Raw genomic sequence first — 19454 nt, forward strand, 5'->3', positions numbered from 1 at the left:
TCTCCCCTCCGTCAGTTAAGAATCAATATAACGGACCTCATCGATTTTCCCTTCCAATAAAATCTCTTCTGGCAAAATCGTTTTAATCACAAAATCTTTCCCTGAAATAATGCATTGTCCCTGTTTGAGCATCAGCCTTACCTCTTGATCACTGAAAAGCAAAAGCCCTTTATGGTTCTCTATGTAAATGTGGAGTCTGCCAACCATCGTAATACGGGGAAGATCCATCATCACGTCTGGAGGGATTTCAAGTGTTCTTGTCAGCCATGCTTTAAGTCGATTTTTTCTTTTTCCCATTCAATAAGAACCCCTTCCCACCTCATGTGTATGAGATCAAACTGAAAGATGGTGAGACTGATGAGAAAGCCTCTGTATCATCCTATTCCTCAGGGGTTCATATCATGCTAATGAATCCCGTAAAATAGCCTTTTAAGGATTTTCCTTAAGAAAAATCGTCATCAGGCAAAAAAAGCCCCCTTTATGAAAAAGGGGGCTTTCTTCTTTATCTTTTATATGGCCGTTTCATCGTTCTGTGCGGCTTTTTCGCGCGCGGCTCTCCAAATACTTCTCCAAGGATCATTCCTTGAACAATTGTATCTTGGTTCAGCTTCTCAATGATTTTTGGCCTCTCTTCAGCAGATGCAGCCTTTGGCCTTGTCAGCTCTCTTTCAAGCGATTGGAACTCTTTGTTCAGCTCGTTTTTTCTTTCTTCCATTTCGGCAAGTGTAGCCGTATAGCGATCTTGTAAGGACTGAGAAGTTTTTTTCTTCATCCCGCCATGATCATGTACATCGCCGAAATCGTCCAGCTGATCGGTCACGACTGGATCTGGACTTGTTTGCTTTGTTTGCTTTTGGGGCACCTGCTTACGCTGAGGAGCGGGCTTCTTTTGCTGATTCTGCTCTTCGTTCTCCTCTTGTTTGCCGATCTTCCCAAAGACGGCAGAGATGATACCGATGATAATCGCAATTAGTAGCGGATTTTCAAATAGAATGTCCAATGGGCTCCCTCCTTAAAGCGTGAGAGGATGCTTATTTGTTTTCATTATCAGATGGACCTTTTGTCATTTTGCCAAATGAATCTCTCATATCCGTATCAGCATCGATATTCTTAATGTTCATGTAGTCCATGACACCAATATTGCCTTCACGTAATGCTTCAGCCATTGCAAGTGGTACTTCAGCCTCTGCTTCTACGACTTTCGCGCGCATTTCTTCAACTTTCGCACGCATCTCTTGTTCTTGTGCAACAGCCATTGCGCGGCGTTCTTCTGCTTTAGCCTGTGCAATGTTTTTGTCTGCTTCTGCTTGGTCTGTTTGCAGAATTGCCCCGATGTTCTTACCGATATCAACATCTGCGATATCAATCGAGAGAATTTCAAATGCAGTACCTGAATCTAATCCTTTACCAAGAACCGTTTGAGAAATCATATCAGGATTCTCAAGAACCTTTTTATGATTATCTGATGAACCGATTGTAGAGACAATCCCTTCACCTACACGGGCAATAATTGTTTCTTCCCCTGCACCACCGACAAGTCGGTCGATGTTTGCACGAACGGTAATACGTGCTTTTGCTTTGACTTCAATCCCGTCCATCGCAACACCAGAGATAAATGGTGTTTCAATGACTTTAGGGTTTACACTCATTTGAACTGCTTCAAGTACGTCACGGCCTGCTAGGTCGATGGCTGCACAGCGGGCAAAGTTCAATTCGATATTCGCGCGTTGAGCTGCAATTAATGCGTTCACCACTCGGTCCACGTTACCACCTGCAAGATAGTGGCTCTCCAGCTGGTTAATCGTCACATCAAGACCTGCTTTATGTGCTTTGATGAGCGGGTTGACCACTCGGTTTGGAATCACTCGGCGCAGTCTCATTCCTACAAGTGTAAAAATGCTCACTTTTACGCCAGCCGCTAGGGCAGAAATCCACAGCATCACCGGTACAAAGGTGAAAAAGATCGATAGAACAATCAAACCTGCTGCGATAATCACAAATAATAGTAAAGTAGATGGATCCATTTTATTCCTCCTCTAAAATCAGTATATCTATACTTTCCTCACGACAATGCGTGAGCCTTCCGCTTTCACAATTTTTACTTGTTCATCTTTATCGATAAATGCACCTTCTGACACCACATCAATGCGCTCATCTCCGAGTACGATCGTACCAGATGGACGAAGTGCGGTAGCTGTCACTGCGATTTGTCCAACAAGATCCTCTCTTGTTTCATTTGAGACATAACCACTTTCCTTATTGGTTGAATCGGTTAAAATGAACTTTTTAAAGAATTTCATACGTTTCCCCAACACCTTTGTCAATAAAATAACTGCTATGATTGAAACAGCAGTGGCAATCAAGATGGAAATCGCCATTTCTGTAAAGCTTCCAGCTGCTAAAAATAAGCTGACAACGACACAGATCAGTCCAATGACACCTACGATTCCCCCTGGCAAAAACAATTCCAGAATGATGAGTGCAATCCCTGCTAAAAACAGGAACAACGTCTCATATCCTGCAAAACCTGCCACGAGATGACCATAAAAGAATAGAAGAAGCGCTGTCACTCCCATGGTGCCCGGGACTCCAAAGCCAGGAGAATAGAGCTCAACAACTAACCCTAAACTTGCAATGGATAAAAGGATTGGAATGACAATTGGGTGCGTAAGAAAACGCGCAACCTTTTCAGCAAAGCTCACTTCATCGTATTGAACAGAAGCATCTTTTAATTTCAGCTTTTGAAGCAAGTCATCCATATTTTTTGCTTCTCCTTCTGCATAACCGAATTTAAGCGCCCGGTCTGTGTTGAAGGTGAGCAATTCTCCTTTTGGTGCACCGGCTTCTTTTGCGTCTATATCTATATCCGCCATGGCAAGAGCATACTTTGGATCACGCCCCTGTTTTTCGGCAGCATCACTCATTTCAGCAAGCCATAGAGATTCAGATTTTTGATCGGCAGCATTGCCTTCTCCATCGATGATCGCAGCCGCCCCCATCTTTCCATTCGGGGTCATATAAATTTGATCGGCATTTAGCGCGATGAAGGCCCCGGCTGAAAGCGCTCTATGATTGACAAACGCTGTCACTGGGATATCGGAAGCACGAATCGTATCTGCGATCTCAAGCGCTGCATCGACTGCACCACCTGGTGTATTGATGTCAAGAATAATATGCTTCGCCCGCTCCGACTTTGCCTGCTCAAACGATCGTTCAATGAATTTAGAAAGTCCTTTTTCTACTGTATCTTCAATTGGGATAACATGAACTTTCTGATCTGCTGATTTCGCGGTCAATTGAACCCCTAATAACAAGCATATTATAAAACAACTGAAGAGAGCAATAGAAATTTTTATTTTTTTCATCTATTTGGTGATCCCTCCTCTCTTTCTTCCATTTTACCGTTCCTTTACATACGTTACAAATGTATCATAGGTTTCATTTTTATATGACAGAATCACGAGGGCATAAAAAAAGTACCCTTCTAACAATAGAAGGATACTTTTTTATTGAGACAGCTGCTCGCTGACAAGTCTGTTAATGACAGCTCCATCAGCTTTACCTTTTACTTTTGGCATAATAGCGCTCATGACTTTACCCATATCAGCCTTCGAGGAAGCACCTGTTTCAGTAATCGTTTCTTTCACGATCGTTTGCAGTTCTTCTTCAGAAAGCTGTTCAGGTAAATAAACGTCTAATATGTCAATCTCTTTTTGAACTTTATCTACTAAATCTAAGCGATTAGCTTTCGAAAATTCATGGAGGGAGTCTTTACGTTGCTTAATCTCGCGGGAAAGGACGGTTAGTTCCTCATCGCCGGTCAAACTGTCTTTCTTAAGCTTAATTGCTTCATTTTGCAGCGAAGCCTTTACCATACGAATGACAACAAGCTTGTCTTTCTCACGGTTTTTCATCATAAGCTTCATATCAGAATTTAATTGCTCAAGAAGACTCATAAAATCCACCCTCTTTAGAATTTACGTTTTCTAGCAGCTTCAGACTTTTTCTTGCGCTTTACGCTAGGCTTTTCATAAAATTCACGCTTTCTTGCTTCTTGCAATGTTCCAGTTTTGGATACACTGCGTTTAAAGCGACGAAGAGCATCTTCAAGCGATTCGTTTTTTCTAACGACCGTTTTTGACATTCTCTTTCCCTCCCTCCGAATACACCAATCGACTGCATTAAAAAAAGATATACATGCAAAACATGTACCTAGACATTATAATATAAGCCCAGTGTGAGGTCAACTAAGTGATTTGGAAATATATTTTCGTCATGAGCAGGTAGACAAGTCCATATATTCATTGGTAAGAGGAGGACTTTTCTATGATGGCGATCATTTATTTTTGTGCACTTATTTTCATTTTTTTATGGTCAATGGGCTTGCTGAGAAAAGGATTAATGGCGCTTGCGTCGTCTCGTATTGAGAAATCACTTCTTCTCTTTACAAATCACCCGGTCAAAGCATTCTTGGTCAGCATTGTGTTTACAGGGGTTCTACAAAGCAGTTCTGCTTTTATGGTTATCGTCATTGGCTTTGTCAGTACTGGCATTCTCTCTTTTAAAAAATCGATCCCAATGATTCTTGGAACCAATATCGGCTCCACGTTTACGACAGAATTTATCGCCATTCAAATGGACGTGTTCATGTGGGTTTTAATCATAGCCGGTCTCGTATTTATCCTTTTTGGCAGGACATCTTTTAGACATGCAGGTAAAAGTTTATTTGGGCTCGGGATGATCTTTTTTTGCATACAAGGCTTTTCGAAAATTGCAGGGATGATGACAAGCCAGCCTGAGACATTGCGTTTTCTTGAAATGATGCAGCATTCAGACTGGACAGCGCTGCTTTCGGGTACCATTTTCACAGCAATTGTTCATTCGAGCTCAGTCTGTATCGGTATTTTAATGGGATTTATGAATGAGGGAACTGTGGCACTTCAGGAAGGTATCAGCTTTGTGTTGGGGTCCAATATTGGGACATGTATTACGGCTGTGATGGCTGCGATATCTGGCGGCTACGCAGCACGTCAAACGGCTTATGCACACGTCGTGTTTAATGTGCTTGGGGTTCTTTTATGCCTGCCGTTTCTCGCCCTGATCACAGAGGTTGTCGCCCTTCTCGCAAGCTCTCCTGCCCAGCAGATTGCGCATTTCAGCCTGCTGTTTAATGTGGCAAGCTCTCTCCTCTTCTTTCCGTTCATTCGCCCTTTTCACGCATTGATCTTGTGTCTCATGCCGAATCAGTCAAAATAAAAGAAACCGGCTTGCCCTTTTGGCTGCCGGTTTTTTATCTATTATGAGGTCATTCTCACTTTGTCTGGCTGCACATCATCGCTGATGCGAACGAATTGTCCTTCGTTATAAGGATAGCCCGCTTTCGTAATTTTCACTTTGACCAGACGGCCGATCATGTCCTCTGTCCCTTCAAAAACAACTTTCATGTAGTTATCGGTATAACCAACATAAAGATTGTGGTTTCCTTCTTGTTCTTTGAAGGATTCTTCCGGAATAATCTCTAGCACATCACCTTCGTATGCTGATGCATACTCTTTCGCAAGCTGGTCAGAAAGAGCGATCAAACGGTGGACACGTTCGTTTTTCACATTCTCATCCACTTGATCTTCCATTCTTGCAGCCGGGGTACCTGTACGTTTGCTGTAAGGGAATACATGCAGCTCAGAGAATTGATGGTCTTTGACAAAATTGTACGTTTCCAAGAACTCTTCTTCTGTTTCCCCAGGGAATCCAACGATTACATCAGAGGTGACAGCAAGTCCCGGCAATGCTTTTTTCAGCTTTGTTAAACGCTCTGCAAAGAATTCCATCGTATATTTACGGCGCATTCTTTTCAGCACAGTATTTGAGCCAGATTGAAGCGGGATGTGTAAGTGTCTGACAATTTTATCTGACTGATCAAGCACTTCAATCACTTCATCTGTAATTTGACTTGCTTCAATAGATGAAATACGGATTCGTTTCAAGCCAATAACACGTTCATCTAATTCTCTCAGAAGCTTTGCAAAGTTATAATCCTTTAAGTCTTCTCCGTATCCGCCTGTGTGAATACCTGTAAGCACAATTTCTTTATAGCCCGCATCAACAAGCTGCTGCGCTTGATTGATGACCTCTTCTGGATCACGAGAACGAAGAAGGCCGCGCGCCCAAGGAATAATGCAGAATGTACAGAAATTGTTACAGCCTTCTTGGATTTTTAATGAAGCGCGCGTTCTGTCTGTGAAGGCAGGAACATCAAGTTCTTCAAACACACGTGCTTTCATGATATTGCCAACCCCGTTGATCGGCTGTCTTTCTCTGCGGTATTCTTCAATATAGCCTAGTAATTTATGTCGGTCCTGTGTTCCAACCACAATATCAACACCAGGAATCGCCATGATTTCTGCTGGTGATGTTTGCGCATAGCAGCCTGTTACACAAATGACACCATCCGGGTTATGGCGAATGGCTCTTCTAATGACTTGGCGGCTTTTCTTATCGCCTGTATTCGTGACCGTACATGTATTAATGACATATACGTCTGCTTTTGATTCATACTCTTTTCTTTCATAGCCAGCTTCTTTAAACAGCTGCCAGATCGCCTCTGTTTCATAGTGGTTGACCTTACAGCCAAGTGTATGGAACGCTACTGTTCCCATCATGATTCACCTCTTAATAACTCTGTTTGATAAGATATAGCAGAAAGCGCATATAAAGGAGCAGTTTCTGTTCTTAAAATGCGTGGTCCAAGCCCGCAAATGACTGCACCAAGCGTTTCAAGCTCTTCAATCTCCTTTTCTGCCAAACCGCCTTCAGGGCCAAAAACCACTAGCAAGGTTTGTCCGCCTTTCATCTGTTGAAGCACAGTTTGAAAACGGCTTTGCTCTCCTTCTTTCGATGATTCTTCGTATGCAACGACACATTTATCGAATTCACCAGCTAATTGCGTCAGCTCTTTAAACGTTGATACTGAATAAACACGGGGAATGATATTCCGGTAGGACTGCTCGGCTGCTTCTTTCGCGATTTTCTCCCAGCGCTCTCGTTTTTTATGTGACTTTTTTTGGTCAAGCTTTGTAATAGAACGAGCCGCTTGAAACGGAATAAAAGCACTTGCGCCAAGCTCTGTGCCTTTTTGGATAATGAGCTCAAGCTTATCTCCTTTTGGAAGACCGCTTGCAATCGTCACCCTAATCGGAAGTTCTCTGTCCTGATTTGTCCAGCTTTCAAGGTGGCAAATCACTTCCTCCTTTGTTATTGTATCAATTTTACTGAGCGCTTCAAAGCCGTCTGTCGTTAAACAAAGGATTTCCTGCCCTGCTTTCATCCGCATGACATTGGAAAGATGATGTACATCTTCACCTTTTATAACGATGGCTCCCTTTAACGTCACTTCTTCTTTCGTGAGGTCGATAAAATATCGTTGCATACGTGTCCTGACACCTACTCGCTTTATTTTTTCGCTATAATGCTGACCCAATCTTCCATTGACAGCACTTCAACAATGTCAAAACCTGCTTCTTCTAATGCTGTTTTGACCTGTAATTTCTTTTGTCCAATGATGCCTGATGTAATGAAATAGCCATCTTTCTTCAATAGGTCATAGGCTTGATCTGTAAAGCGCAAAATCACTTCTGCCAGAATGTTGGCGACAATCACATCACGCTCACCTGAAATCCCATCAAGCAAATTGTTTTGTTTGACCGTCACTTGGTCACTTACACCATTTAGTTCGATGTTTTGCTTCGCACTTTCTACCGCAACGGTGTCGAGATCAAAGGCTTGAATGTCCTTTGCACCAAGCATCGCTGCTGCCACACTTAAAATTCCAGAGCCTGTTCCAACATCAATCACCGTATCGTTTTCCTTCACGTAGCGCTCAAGCGCCTGAATGCAAAGGACGGTTGTTGGATGCGTACCTGTTCCAAATGCCATTCCAGGATCCATTTCAATAATCAGTTCATCAGAATGAACCGGTGTATATTCTTCCCACGTTGGAACGATGGTGAATTTTTCAGAGATTTTCACAGGATGATAGTATTTCTTCCAGGCGGTGGCCCATTCTTCTTCATTTACTTCACAAATTGACAGTGTATTGCGTCCAAGGTCAATATCGTATAGAAGAAGATTGTTGATGGCTTCTTTGATCTCATCTACCGTTTCCATCAAAAAGCTGTTCATTGGAAGATAGGCTTTCACAATGACACCTTCATCCGGATAGTCATTCGGATCGAGCTGGTAGATCTCACCGTATACATTTTCACGTTCCTTGACTAAATCAAGCGGGTCCTCAATCACGACACCACTTGCACCTGCTTCATGCAAAATATTGGTGATCGGTTCCACCGCTTCATTTGTTGTATGGACGCTAATTTCTGACCACTTCAATACTACCAACTCCTTATCCGTCTTACTCGCCTTTAAATGCGCGTTTTACCTTATCGAAAAAGCTCATTTCTTGTTCGTCTGGTTTATTTCCGCTCACTTCAGCAAATTTTCTAATGATATCTTTTTGATTGTCTGTTAAATTTGTCGGTGTGACAACACGTACAACGATATGCTGATCGCCTTGGCCGTAGCCGCGTACATTTTTCACACCTTTTCCTTTGAGTCTAAACTTCGTGCCAGTTTGAGTGCCAGCAGGAACTTTTAATTTTACTTTTCCGTGTAATGTCGGCACTTCAATTTCGTCACCTAGTGCAGCTTGGGCAAAGGTGAGCGGCATCTCGCAGTAAATGTCATCTCCATCACGTTCGAAGAATTCATGCGCACGCACATGGAACACAACAAATAGATCGCCTGGAGGTCCGCCATTTACACCTGGTTCACCTTGGCCAGACACTCTAAGCTGCTGGCCATCATCAACGCCTGCAGGAATCGTCACGTTAATTTTCTTACGCTTACGCACTTTGCCAGAGCCGCCGCATGTTGAACATTTATGGTCGATTTGTTTCCCTGTTCCGCTGCAGTAGTTACATACTCTGCGGTTGACCACTTTACCAAACGGAGTGGATTGCTCAACATTTAATTGACCAGAACCGCCGCAATGTGAACAGGTTTTTGCCTGCGTACCAGGCTTTGCACCTGATCCATGACATGTTTCACAAGTTTCTTCACGAGGGATTTCAATGGTTGCTTCTTTTCCAAATGCCGCTTCTTCAAACGAAAGCGTCATTGTATATTGCAGGTCCGCTCCTTGGCGCGGTGCATTTGGATCTCTTCTTCTGGCTCCGCCGCCAAAAATACTAGAGAAGATGTCATCAAAGCCGCCGAAGCCGCCAAAGTCTCCTCCTCCGCCAAAACCGCCGCCGCCAAAGCCTTGGTTTGGATCGGTATGACCGAACTGGTCATAATGCGAACGTTTTTGATCATCAGAAAGGGTTTCATAGGCTTCTTTTACTTCTTTGAATTTCTCATCTGAGCCAGCTTCTTTATTAATATCAGGGTGATACTTTTTTGAAAGCTTGCGGTATGCCTTTTTGATTTCGTCCTTTGAGGCGCTCTTACTTACGCCAAGCACTTCATAGTAATCACGCTTACTCATCTCTTCACACTCCCGATTTTCTCACATAAATACGATTGTATCATTTTGATTTAACCTTTTTCAATTCCTTTCATCGTTGAAAAGAAAAAAAGTCAAAGCCAAGAGATCCTGACTTTGACTTTCTGACGAGTACGTTTCAGCAGTCTTTTTCAAAAGTAAAGGTGATTATTTTTTCTCTTGATCGTCGTTTACTTCTTCGTATTCTGCATCCACTACATTGTCATCTGCTTTTTGAGCACCTTCAGCGCCTTCTTGCTGAGCTTGTGCTTGTTTTGCAGCTTCTTCATAGAGCTTTGTCGTTAATTCTTGAACGATTGTTTGCAGCTCATCTTTTTTCGCTTTGATGTCTTCAAACTCGCCTTTTTCGATCGCAGCTTTTAGCGCATCTTTCGCGTCATTTGCTTTTTTCACTTGCTCTTCATCGATTTTGCCTTCTAGATCTTTTAATGTTTTTTCAGTTGTAAACACTAATTGATCTGCTTCGTTGCGCACTTCGATTTCTTCTTTTTTCTTCGCATCTGCTTCAGCATTTTCTTCTGCTTCTTTGACCATTTTTTCGATCTCATCATCAGAAAGACCTGAAGAAGATTTGATTGTGATGTTTTGCTCTTTGCCTGTACCCATATCTTTCGCACGTACGTTGACAATACCGTTTTTATCGATATCAAAAGATACTTCGATTTGCGGTACGCCGCGTGGTGCTGGCGGGATATCAGTCAATTGGAAGCGGCCTAATGTTTTGTTATCTGCAGCCATTGGGCGCTCACCTTGCAGGACATGGATATCTACAGCTGTTTGGTTGTCAGCAGCTGTTGAGAATACTTGAGATTTACTTGTTGGAATTGTTGTATTGCGTTCAATCAGCTTCGTGAATACGCCGCCCATTGTTTCAATTCCTAAAGAAAGTGGTGTTACGTCAAGAAGAACAACGTCTTTGACATCCCCTGTGATCACTCCACCTTGGATCGCTGCACCAAGTGCAACTACTTCATCAGGGTTTACACCTTTATGAGGCTCTTTGCCTGTTTCTTTTTTGATTGCTTCTTGTACTGCAGGAATACGAGTTGAGCCACCTACAAGGATGACTTTATCAATCTCGCTAGCAGATAAACCAGCATCTTTCAGTGCTTGACGTACAGGTGTCATTGTACGCTCTACAAGATCTGCAGAAAGCTCTTCGAATTTAGCACGTGTTAACGTTAATTCAAGGTGAAGAGGTCCTGCTTCTCCAGCTGTGATAAATGGCAGTGAGATTTGTGTAGAAGATACACCAGAAAGATCTTTTTTCGCTTTTTCAGCAGCATCTTTTAAACGCTGAAGCGCCATTTTATCTTTAGAAAGATCAATGCCATTTTCTTTTTTGAATTCAGCCACTAGGTGATCAATGATGACTTGGTCAAAATCGTCTCCACCTAGACGGTTGTCCCCAGCAGTTGAGCGCACTTCAAAGACGCCGTCTCCAAGCTCAAGGATCGATACGTCAAATGTACCGCCGCCAAGGTCGTATACAAGAATCGTTTGATCTTCTTCTGTTTTATCTAAACCATACGCAAGTGCAGCTGCTGTTGGTTCGTTGATGATACGTTCTACTTCAAGACCAGCAATTTTACCAGCATCTTTCGTTGCTTGACGTTCTGCATCGTTGAAGTAAGCAGGAACTGTGATAACAGCTTTTGTTACTTCTTCGCCAAGATAGCCTTCAGCGTAAGATTTAAGGTGCTGAAGAATAATCGCAGAGATTTCCTGCGGTGTATAGTTCTTGCCTTCAACTTCTACTTTATAATCAGTACCCATATGTCTTTTAACAGACATGATCGTGTTCGGGTTTGTAATTGATTGACGTTTTGCTACTTCACCCACTTGGCGCTCTCCGTTTTTAAAAGCGACAACAGATGGTGTTGTACGTGCTCCTTCAGCGTTAGCAATGACTTTTGGCTCGCCGCCTTCAAGTACTGCAACACATGAGTTTGTTGTTCCTAAGTCAATCCCAATGATTTTACTCATATTCGATGACCTCCCATTATGTAGTTATTGATTTACTTTTACCATTGATGGACGAATAACTCGGTCTTTGAGTTTATAGCCCTTTTGCAATTCTTCTACAACGATATTTGAATCGTAGTTTTCATCTTCAACTTGCATGACGGCTTGATGAAGGTTTGGATCGAACTCTTTGCCGACAGCTTCAATTGGTTCAACGCCTTCATTTTTCAACGCTTCTACCAGCTGGCGGTAAACCATTTGCATTCCTTCTAACAAACTTTTCGTCTGCTCATTGTCTGGATCAATTCCAAGCGCTCTTTCAAAGTTATCAAGAGCTGGGAGAAGATCACTGACAACATGTTGAGAACGATATTTTTGCACGGTCTCCACTTCAGTTCGAGCACGGCGTTTATAGTTTTCAAAATCCGCTTGAACACGCAGAATTTTGTTTTCTTTTTCATCTAGAAGCTGCTGCAATTCATCGATTTTTTCTTGGAAGGCAGACTGTTCATCATTTGTTACTTCCTCAGTATCTGCTTGAACTGCTTCTTCTTGTGCTTCAACCTCTGCTTCTTGCTCAGGTGTCTGTTTTTCTTCTGACATTGTGTTCACCTCCCTCAAAAGATTCAAAAATACGAAGGGGCTGTGCCCCTATCTTTTATCACCCTACTCATCATACAAATTGGAAAGTGCGTTTGACAAGTCTTTTGATACATGATGCAAGAGACTGACAACCCTGCCATAATCCATACGGGTTGGACCAATGACGGCAATGGAGCCGAGTGATTTTTGATCAATCGAATAAGTAGCTGTGATTAAACTGCAGTTCTCCATCGCTTCCAAATTGTTTTCTGAACCGATTTTAATGGTGATTCCTTGCTGATTTGGATGAAACAGCTGCATGACATCATTCTTTTGCTCAATAAGCATCATGAGTGAACGGATGCGGTCAATGTCATGAAACTCCGGCTGATTCAACATATTAATCTTCCCGCCAAAGAAAAGTTTTGATTCATTTTGAGTCGATGTAAATGTATTGCCGAGCGCATCTAAAATATGATCATAATCTTTTAAATGCGTACGAAGAAGCATCACAACTTCTTTATACATTCTGTCCTTCAGCTGATCCATCGGGACTCCGGCTAGGCGGCTGTTTAAAATATTCATCAGCTTCTCAATATCGGAGACATCGAGATGCTCAGAGAAGGTAATGGTTTTGTTTTCAACATGTCCGCTGTCTGTAATCATGATCGCCACTGCTTTGTTTGGCTGAACAGGGACAAGCTGAATTTGCTTTAATCGATTTTCACTTAGCTTCGGACCAAGCACAATCGATGTATAGTTTGTGAGATCTGATAAAATTTCCGCCGATTTTTGAACTGTCTTTTCCAGCTCAAAAATTTTCTCCTGAAAGGCCGACTGGATGAGCACAAGCTCTTTAGACGACAGTTTTCGCGGAGAGAGCAAATGATCTACATAATAACGATATCCTTTTTCGGAAGGAATTCTTCCTGATGAAGAATGGGTCTTTTCAATAAAACCAAGTTCCTCCAAATCAGCCATTTCGTTTCTAATCGTCGCAGAGCTGAATGTAATGTCTTCTTTTTTAGAAAGAGTCCTTGATCCAACTGGCTGCGCCGAACGAATAAAGTCATTAATGATGACTTGCAGAATCAAAAGCTGACGATTTGTTAACATCATCATCACCCCTGTTAGCACTCTCTTTCAACGAGTGCTAATTGTATAAACAAAATTACCAAACTCAAATTAAAATGTCAATTATAACTCACCGAGAAACGCTTGAAATACTTCATTGCCTAACAATTTTCCTTTTCTTGTTAAACGTATCCCCTTGTCATCTTTTACAATGAGGCCTTTTTCTTCTAAATCTTCAAGAACAGTGGAAAAAAGTGCTTCTGGTGCAGCACCATATTTTGCTTGGAAATCAGCGCTTTTCACCCCTTCGATTTTTCGAAGACCTAAAAACATTTCTTCTTCTATTTGCTCTGCTTTTGTGACCTGATGTGTTTCCTTATACGGGAAACCTGTTTGGTCAATCAGCTCCAAATAATGTTTCACCGGCCCTGCGTTCACATTTCGGATGCCATCTACATACCCGTGTGCGCCTGCACCAAAACCGAAGTAATCTTCATTGCTCCAATAGGTCAGGTTATGCTGGCTTTCAAAGCCAGGTTTGGCGTAATTGCTAATTTCGTACTGCTTTAACCCATGGCGCTCCATTTCATCCATCACAAGCTCATACATTTCAGCCTCACGTTCTTGCGGCGGTAAATGAAGTTTTCCTTTTTGCATTAAGTTGTAAAAAACGGTTTTCGGCTCGACGATGAGTGAGTAAACCGAATAATGCTCTGCCCCCAGCGAGAAAGCCGTCTCAAGTGAATTCATCACATGATGCTTTTCTTGATGCGGCAAGCCAAACATGAGATCGAGGCTAATATTGTCAAATCCAACCGCTCTAGCTCGCTCAAAGGAGGTAAGGACATCCTTCTTTTGATGAACTCGTCCAATTTTCTTGAGCAAATCGTCTTCAAAGGTTTGAACGCCAAAGCTCAGCCGATTCACGCCGGCTGCTTTAAGCACATGCAACTTCTCGAGTGATAATTCATCTGGGTTTGCTTCTACTGCAAATTCAATCAGATTTTTTGTCGGCTTTAATACGCTGTGAATGCTGTTCATGAGCTTGTCTAGCTGACTGACAGTCAGTGATGTCGGGGTTCCCCCGCCAATAAAAATTGTCTTTAGTTCCTGCTCGCCTTTTTGCTCGATCGTGTGCTGCATCTCTTTCTCAAGAGCCGCTAAGTATTCGTCGACTGGCTGCGTTTTGATGAAAAATTTATTGAAATCACAATAGTGGCAAATATGCTCACAAAATGGAATGTGAATGTATGCTGCTTTCATTTGATGACACCTTCTTTACAGGTAAAGAGCCGCAGTTTATCGCTGCGGCGTCTTTGTTTGTTATCGACTATAAACGTCAAGGCAGACATTGTAAAGCAGGTAGCCTTGAGGATGTTATTTTTTTGGTGTGCTGTCGTCCATCTTCAGCACAGCCATAAATGCTTCTTGCGGGACTTCAACAGAGCCCACTTGCTTCATTCGCTTTTTCCCTTCTTTTTGCTTCTCAAGAAGCTTTCTTTTCCGGGAAATGTCTCCACCATAACATTTAGCAAGTACGTTTTTACGCATCGCTTTAATGGTGGAACGAGCAACGATTTTTTGACCGATCGCTGCTTGAACCGGCACTTCAAAGTGCTGGCGTGGAATCAATTCTTTTAGCTTTTCTACGATGATCTTGCCTCGTTCATATGCATAATCGCGGTGAACAATAAAGGAAAGAGCATCGATTTTTTCGCCATTCAGCATGATATCCATCTTCACCAGCGTCGAAGGACGATAGCCAATCAGCTCATAATCAAAGGACGCATAGCCTTTTGTGTTGGATTTTAGCTGATCAAAGAATTCGTATACGATCTCTGCCAAAGGAATTTCGTACACAATGCTCACGCGGTTCGCATCAAGATACTGCATATCAATGAAATTCCCGCGCTTTCCTTGGCAAAGCTCCATCACAGAGCCTACATAGTCATTCGGCACCATCATTGTTGCTTTTACATACGGTTCTTCAATTCGCTCAATCTTTTGCGGATCAGGCAGATTGGATGGGTTATCTACGACGATTTTTTCTCCATCTGTCATATATACATCATAAATAACACTTGGCGCTGTCGTAATCAGATCAATTTTAAATTCACGTTCAATCCGTTCTTGGATGATTTCCATATGAAGCATTCCAAGGAAGCCGCAGCGGAAACCGAAGCCAAGTGCTTGGGATGTCTCTGCCTCATATTGAAGTGAAGAATCATTTAATTCAAGCTTTTCTAACGCTTCACGTAAGTCGTTGTATTTCGCAGTATCAATTGGATAAAGTCCGCAGTATACCATTGGGTTTAGCTTTCTGTATCCTGGAAGTGCTTCTTTCGCAGGGTTTTCCGCGCTTGTGATCGTATCCCCTACACGTGTATCACCGACATTTTTAATCGCAGCGGTTAAGTAGCCAACATCTCCAACGGTGAGTTCGTCTGTTGGCATGGCTTTTGGTGTGAAAACGCCAACTTCAAGTACTTCAAATTCTTTCCCCGTCGCCATCATTTTAATTTTCTGACCAGGTCTGACGGTTCCTTCGACAATTCGTATGTACGCAATAACGCCGCGATACGCATCGTAAAGAGAATCAAAAATAAGGGCTTGAAGTGGTGCTTCTGGATCTCCAGCGGGAGCCGGCACCTTTTCAACGATTTGTTCTAAAATATCCTCGATTCCAATACCCGCCTTAGCAGAGGTGAGAACAGCTTCAGACGCATCCAACCCGATGACATCTTCAATTTCTTCTCTTACACGCTCAGGCTCTGCACTTGGCAGATCAATTTTGTTGATAATCGGAAGAATTTCTAAGTTGTTATCAAGAGCTAAATAAACGTTCGCAAGTGTCTGTGCTTCAATTCCTTGTGCTGCATCTACTACAAGAATCGCACCCTCACAGGCAGCTAGGCTTCGAGATACCTCATAGGTGAAGTCGACATGCCCTGGTGTATCAATCAGGTGCATGATATATTCTTCCCCATCCTTCGCCTTATACTTCAGCTGGACAGAGTTTAATTTAATCGTTATGCCGCGTTCACGCTCTAAATCCATGGAATCAAGCAATTGTTCTTTCATTTCCCGTTGAGTAATCGCCGCTGTTTTTTCCAAAATACGGTCTGCCAATGTGGATTTCCCATGGTCAATATGGGCGATAATGGAGAAATTTCGAATTCTTGATTGCCGCTCTAATCGTTTTTCTTTATCTGTCACAATCTATCACTCCTACTATAAAACGCGGGTTGCGCTAGGTTAGATTATATCAATAGGGCTGTAAAGATTCAATCGAAATCAAGAAAAGCCGCTTATCGGTCAGCGGCTTTGATCAAAAGGGTGATATCTCATGAAATTCGTTTATTTCCCATTCACCCAATTATAAAGAGAACGGGCTGCATGTGTCATGCCATCAGACAGGGCTTTTCCTGCCTTGGAAAAGGCATTAAAGCCCTCTATTTCCTCCAGCTGTTTTTGTTTTTCGGCAAGATCCTTTTCTGTAACAGCCGTTCCTAAGATAGAAGCTTCCTTCTCTTCATTGTCGTTCATTTGAATGGAGAAAGCTCCTTTTAATTGCGGATCATGGTAGCCCTTCATTTGCAGCATGCCATTATTCGCTTGCTGCATTCCTAAAAAGACACCAAACAGCAAGACCAATCCTAAAATAATGGTTTTTCCAATAAATGAGCCCATCCCCGTCACCACCTTAAGAGCGTTTTTTCTCATCCTTTGCTTTGCCGTCCACCTTTTCCGCGTCCCAGAAAATGTCGCTGAATACATCAGCTGCCGCATTGGATGCATTTCTTAATTCTTCCATATTATTATCTACTCCGCCAAATTCTAAAAGAAGGGCTTTGTCGGATAAATCTTGATTATAGATTCCATTATCGCCAATTTCTCCTTTGGCAAACACACCGACACTAAGACCTTTATATTTTTTCTCCATCAAATGGTGGAACTCTGTCGCAAGCTTTAAGTTTTTCTCATAGCTTTGATTCTTCTTCCCAACAACAAACGCAATTCTCGCATATTTTTTCCCTTTGATTTCGACAGTCGTATCTTTCTTTCTTCTTGAGTCCCGGTGAATATCAATTAAATAATCGAGGTCATCATTTTTCGCTAAGGCTTCTTTCACGACCAATCTTGATTCATTATAAGACTGCGGATATTTTAATCCTTTTTTCACCAGTCTTTTTTCAATTTCCGTTTTGTCGACTGTATTGCCGATTCCTTGCTGATCAAGCGCCTTTCCAAACATGTCGCCGACAAGGGTGACATTCACTTTTGAGTGCCGTGCATTATTTGGATTCGTTTCTCCTTTTAAAAATGGTAAATATGATTCCGTATTATGTGTGTGGTAAATGTACACAGCTTTTCGTTTTCCTGTTGACCGGTCCGGTTCTTTGGCAGGCTTTTTCGGCGCATCATCATCGAGCTTGTCCAGCTCCGCCAAATTTGCTTCTTTTTCATCTTGGATCACTTCACTAGGCGGCGGCGATTCCATCGGCATATTGGTATAGTCTGTTCCTTCACCCGCTAAGATGATTTTTGTATCAAAATGTTCAAAGCCTGGGAGCTCTCTTCCTAGGAAACTGCGCGGGTCTTCTAAATTAATACTGGTTGCAAGCTTCAATGACAGCCCAGAGAAATGAAATCCTTTTTGATCTTCTGGAACTGCTGAGGCGAAATATTGGTTTTCCATGCCCATTAATGTGGCAAAAAATGCGCCAGAGAGCTCATCTGCTACACCATATAACGAGGCTTGCGGCCTCAGCTCGGGTTTTAAAGAGGTCAAAGCCCCTGACATCACAAACACCACAACAAGAGAGGCAATAAATAAGAAGATGCTTTTTACTACTTTCGTTCCATTAATCGCAACGACCAACTGTCGAGGACGGCGGGGTCTTTTTTTCATGATTTACTCCCTCCAGCACGCTTTCTAGTAATTACACTATGAGCGAGCTAGAGAAAGTAGAACCGATTAATGATTATATGAACCCATATTATCTTGCGTGATTTTTTGATGAAGCGCTGTGTTTAATCCGTTGGCAAGTACGTTTGCCATATCATCAATGAATGTATCGACTTCCTTAGGCGTGACCATTAAATTTTGCCCCAGGGGCGCAAGCACTTCGTGGATCAGCTGCCTTTTTTCTTCTTCAGGAAGGGTTCCTACGATGCCTAAGAATGACTGACGCGTTTCTTCATCTGGCAAGTCTTCTTCGTTAAGTACTTTTTTCTTCCCGAATGTCAAACCAGCCGGCACAAGAGAGCGGGACGGTCTATCATCTTTTAGTTCTCTACCAAAATGCTTTAAGACATAATCAATTGTGTCACTAGCAATCGTTACTGCATCCACCACTGTCGGAACGCCAATCGCAATCACTGGAATGCCCAATGTTTCTTTGCTTAATTCTTTTCGCTTATTCCCTACACCAGAACCGGGATGGATACCTGTATCAGAAATTTGAATGGTTGTATTCACTCGTTCTACCGCTCGAGCAGCAAGGGCATCGACCGCAATGACAAAATCAGGCTTAGACCGCTCAATCACGCCTTGGATAATGTCACTTGTTTCAATACCGGTCAGTCCCATCACCCCTGGAGACAAAGAGGAAACCGGGCGATAGCCTTCCTGAACATTTTCCGGCTGCAATTCAAAGAGATGGCGGGTTACAAGCAGATTTTCAACCGTGAGAGGACCTAGTGCATCTGGCGTAACATTCCAGTTTCCCAGCCCTACTACAAGGCAGCTTGCATCAGCCTGAATGCCTCTGTCTTTTAGAAACTGAGCAAAATGATGGGCAAAGACTTCAACGACTTTTTCTTGCATCTCAGAGTCTTTCTCCCGAATGCCTTGTGCCTCAAACGTCAAGTATGTCCCTGCCTTTTTGCCGGTCAGCTCCTCCCCTTCTTTCGTGATTTCCACAGTACGTATGCGGATGCCTTGCTCTTCTTTTTCCTTTTCGACAATCCCTTGGATCCCGTCCTTTTTGACGACATTCGGATCGTTCTCTTGTTCTAGTATCTCTTTTGTTTCAACAGCGAGGTCTGTCCGGATTTGATAAACGCTTAAATCAAGTTTTTGTTTCTCCATAAAAAGACTCCTTCCACCAAGTAATTAACAGTAGTCTTTCCATCTCTTGAAAGAAACATTCGAGCACGTCATCAATGAAAAATACTTTACATTTATATTGCATTCTAAAGGTGTGTTTGATAGAATACAATTTGTTCTATTGTGAAGATTTAACCTTAAGACAATTGTGTTTAGGTTGTA

Annotated in this window: 19 protein-coding genes; 1 reads left to right on the top strand and 18 read right to left on the bottom strand. The window is 42.5% G+C overall.

Annotated features, from left to right (window positions below; all coding sequences use genetic code 11):
* Positions 1–15: 15 nt before the first annotated feature.
* The 6 genes from yqfC to rpsU all read right to left on the bottom strand — a co-directional run bounded on the left by yqfC (position 16) and on the right by rpsU (position 4144).
* Entirely contained in the window at positions 16–297 is a 282-nt protein-coding gene (gene yqfC, locus H7F25_RS10400) for a sporulation protein YqfC (RefSeq protein ID WP_012010618.1), read from the bottom strand.
* A gap of 205 nt (positions 298–502) precedes the next feature.
* A complete protein-coding gene (locus H7F25_RS10405) occupies positions 503–1000 on the bottom strand; it encodes a hypothetical protein (RefSeq protein ID WP_073206344.1) in 498 nt (165 codons plus the stop codon).
* 31 nt (positions 1001–1031) lie between these two features.
* Entirely contained in the window at positions 1032–2024 is a 993-nt protein-coding gene (gene floA / locus H7F25_RS10410) for a flotillin-like protein FloA (RefSeq protein ID WP_024423026.1), read from the bottom strand.
* Positions 2025–2051: 27 nt separating this feature from the next.
* Entirely contained in the window at positions 2052–3365 is a 1314-nt protein-coding gene (locus H7F25_RS10415) for an NfeD family protein (protein WP_039180060.1), read from the bottom strand.
* A gap of 141 nt (positions 3366–3506) precedes the next feature.
* Complete coding sequence (locus tag H7F25_RS10420; protein ID WP_024423028.1) at positions 3507–3956, bottom strand: GatB/YqeY domain-containing protein; 450 nt, start codon at positions 3954–3956, stop codon at positions 3507–3509.
* A 14-nt stretch (positions 3957–3970) separates the two neighbouring features.
* On the bottom strand, positions 3971–4144 hold the full coding sequence (gene rpsU, locus H7F25_RS10425) for a 30S ribosomal protein S21 (RefSeq protein ID WP_003152957.1): 174 nt from the start codon (positions 4142–4144) through the stop codon (positions 3971–3973).
* Positions 4145–4326: 182 nt separating this feature from the next.
* On the opposite strand from rpsU, the gene H7F25_RS10430 reads away from it, so the two are divergent.
* Positions 4327–5256: a Na/Pi symporter gene (locus H7F25_RS10430; RefSeq protein ID WP_149126465.1), complete on the top strand. Its 930-nt coding sequence runs from the start codon at positions 4327–4329 to the stop codon at positions 5254–5256.
* 41 nt (positions 5257–5297) lie between these two features.
* Here the strand turns inward: H7F25_RS10430 and mtaB are convergent, their stop codons facing one another.
* The 12 genes from mtaB to gpr all read right to left on the bottom strand — a co-directional run bounded on the left by mtaB (position 5298) and on the right by gpr (position 19274).
* On the bottom strand, positions 5298–6656 hold the full coding sequence (gene mtaB / locus H7F25_RS10435) for a tRNA (N(6)-L-threonylcarbamoyladenosine(37)-C(2))-methylthiotransferase MtaB (RefSeq protein WP_024423030.1): 1359 nt from the start codon (positions 6654–6656) through the stop codon (positions 5298–5300).
* Positions 6656–7426 carry a 16S rRNA (uracil(1498)-N(3))-methyltransferase gene (locus tag H7F25_RS10440; RefSeq protein ID WP_024427953.1) on the bottom strand — a complete coding sequence of 257 codons (771 nt, stop codon included), beginning with the start codon at positions 7424–7426 and terminating at the stop codon, positions 6656–6658. Before H7F25_RS10440 ends, mtaB begins: the two co-directional genes overlap by 1 nt.
* Before the next feature lie 23 nt (positions 7427–7449).
* Positions 7450–8385, bottom strand: a complete 936-nt coding sequence (gene prmA, locus H7F25_RS10445) for a 50S ribosomal protein L11 methyltransferase (RefSeq protein ID WP_024423032.1) — start codon at positions 8383–8385, stop codon at positions 7450–7452.
* Positions 8386–8407: 22 nt separating this feature from the next.
* Entirely contained in the window at positions 8408–9541 is a 1134-nt protein-coding gene (gene dnaJ, locus H7F25_RS10450) for a molecular chaperone DnaJ (protein ID WP_024423033.1), read from the bottom strand.
* 165 nt (positions 9542–9706) lie between these two features.
* Positions 9707–11545, bottom strand: coding sequence for a molecular chaperone DnaK (gene dnaK, locus H7F25_RS10455; RefSeq protein ID WP_024423034.1), 1839 nt, complete (start codon positions 11543–11545; stop codon positions 9707–9709).
* Positions 11546–11569: 24 nt separating this feature from the next.
* Positions 11570–12127 carry a nucleotide exchange factor GrpE gene (grpE, locus tag H7F25_RS10460; RefSeq protein ID WP_024423035.1) on the bottom strand — a complete coding sequence of 186 codons (558 nt, stop codon included), beginning with the start codon at positions 12125–12127 and terminating at the stop codon, positions 11570–11572.
* Positions 12128–12190: 63 nt separating this feature from the next.
* A complete protein-coding gene (gene hrcA, locus H7F25_RS10465; RefSeq protein WP_003217350.1) occupies positions 12191–13222 on the bottom strand; it encodes a heat-inducible transcriptional repressor HrcA in 1032 nt (343 codons plus the stop codon).
* 81 nt (positions 13223–13303) lie between these two features.
* Positions 13304–14443, bottom strand: a complete 1140-nt coding sequence (gene hemW, locus H7F25_RS10470) for a radical SAM family heme chaperone HemW (RefSeq protein ID WP_024423037.1) — start codon at positions 14441–14443, stop codon at positions 13304–13306.
* Between the two features lie 114 nt (positions 14444–14557).
* On the bottom strand, positions 14558–16396 hold the full coding sequence (gene lepA / locus H7F25_RS10475) for a translation elongation factor 4 (protein WP_024423038.1): 1839 nt from the start codon (positions 16394–16396) through the stop codon (positions 14558–14560).
* 141 nt (positions 16397–16537) lie between these two features.
* Complete coding sequence (locus H7F25_RS10480; protein ID WP_044332136.1) at positions 16538–16870, bottom strand: YqxA family protein; 333 nt, start codon at positions 16868–16870, stop codon at positions 16538–16540.
* 13 nt (positions 16871–16883) lie between these two features.
* The gene (locus tag H7F25_RS10485) at positions 16884–18092 is read right to left on the bottom strand and encodes a stage II sporulation protein P (protein WP_024427950.1); all 1209 of its coding nucleotides are present in this window, start codon (positions 18090–18092) and stop codon (positions 16884–16886) included.
* Positions 18093–18158: 66 nt separating this feature from the next.
* Positions 18159–19274 carry a GPR endopeptidase gene (gpr, locus tag H7F25_RS10490; RefSeq protein WP_024423041.1) on the bottom strand — a complete coding sequence of 372 codons (1116 nt, stop codon included), beginning with the start codon at positions 19272–19274 and terminating at the stop codon, positions 18159–18161.
* Positions 19275–19454 lie beyond the last annotated feature (180 nt).

This window comes from Bacillus sp. PAMC28571 (genome assembly GCF_014250435.1).
Lineage (GTDB): Bacteria > Bacillota > Bacilli > Bacillales > Bacillaceae > Bacillus > Bacillus safensis.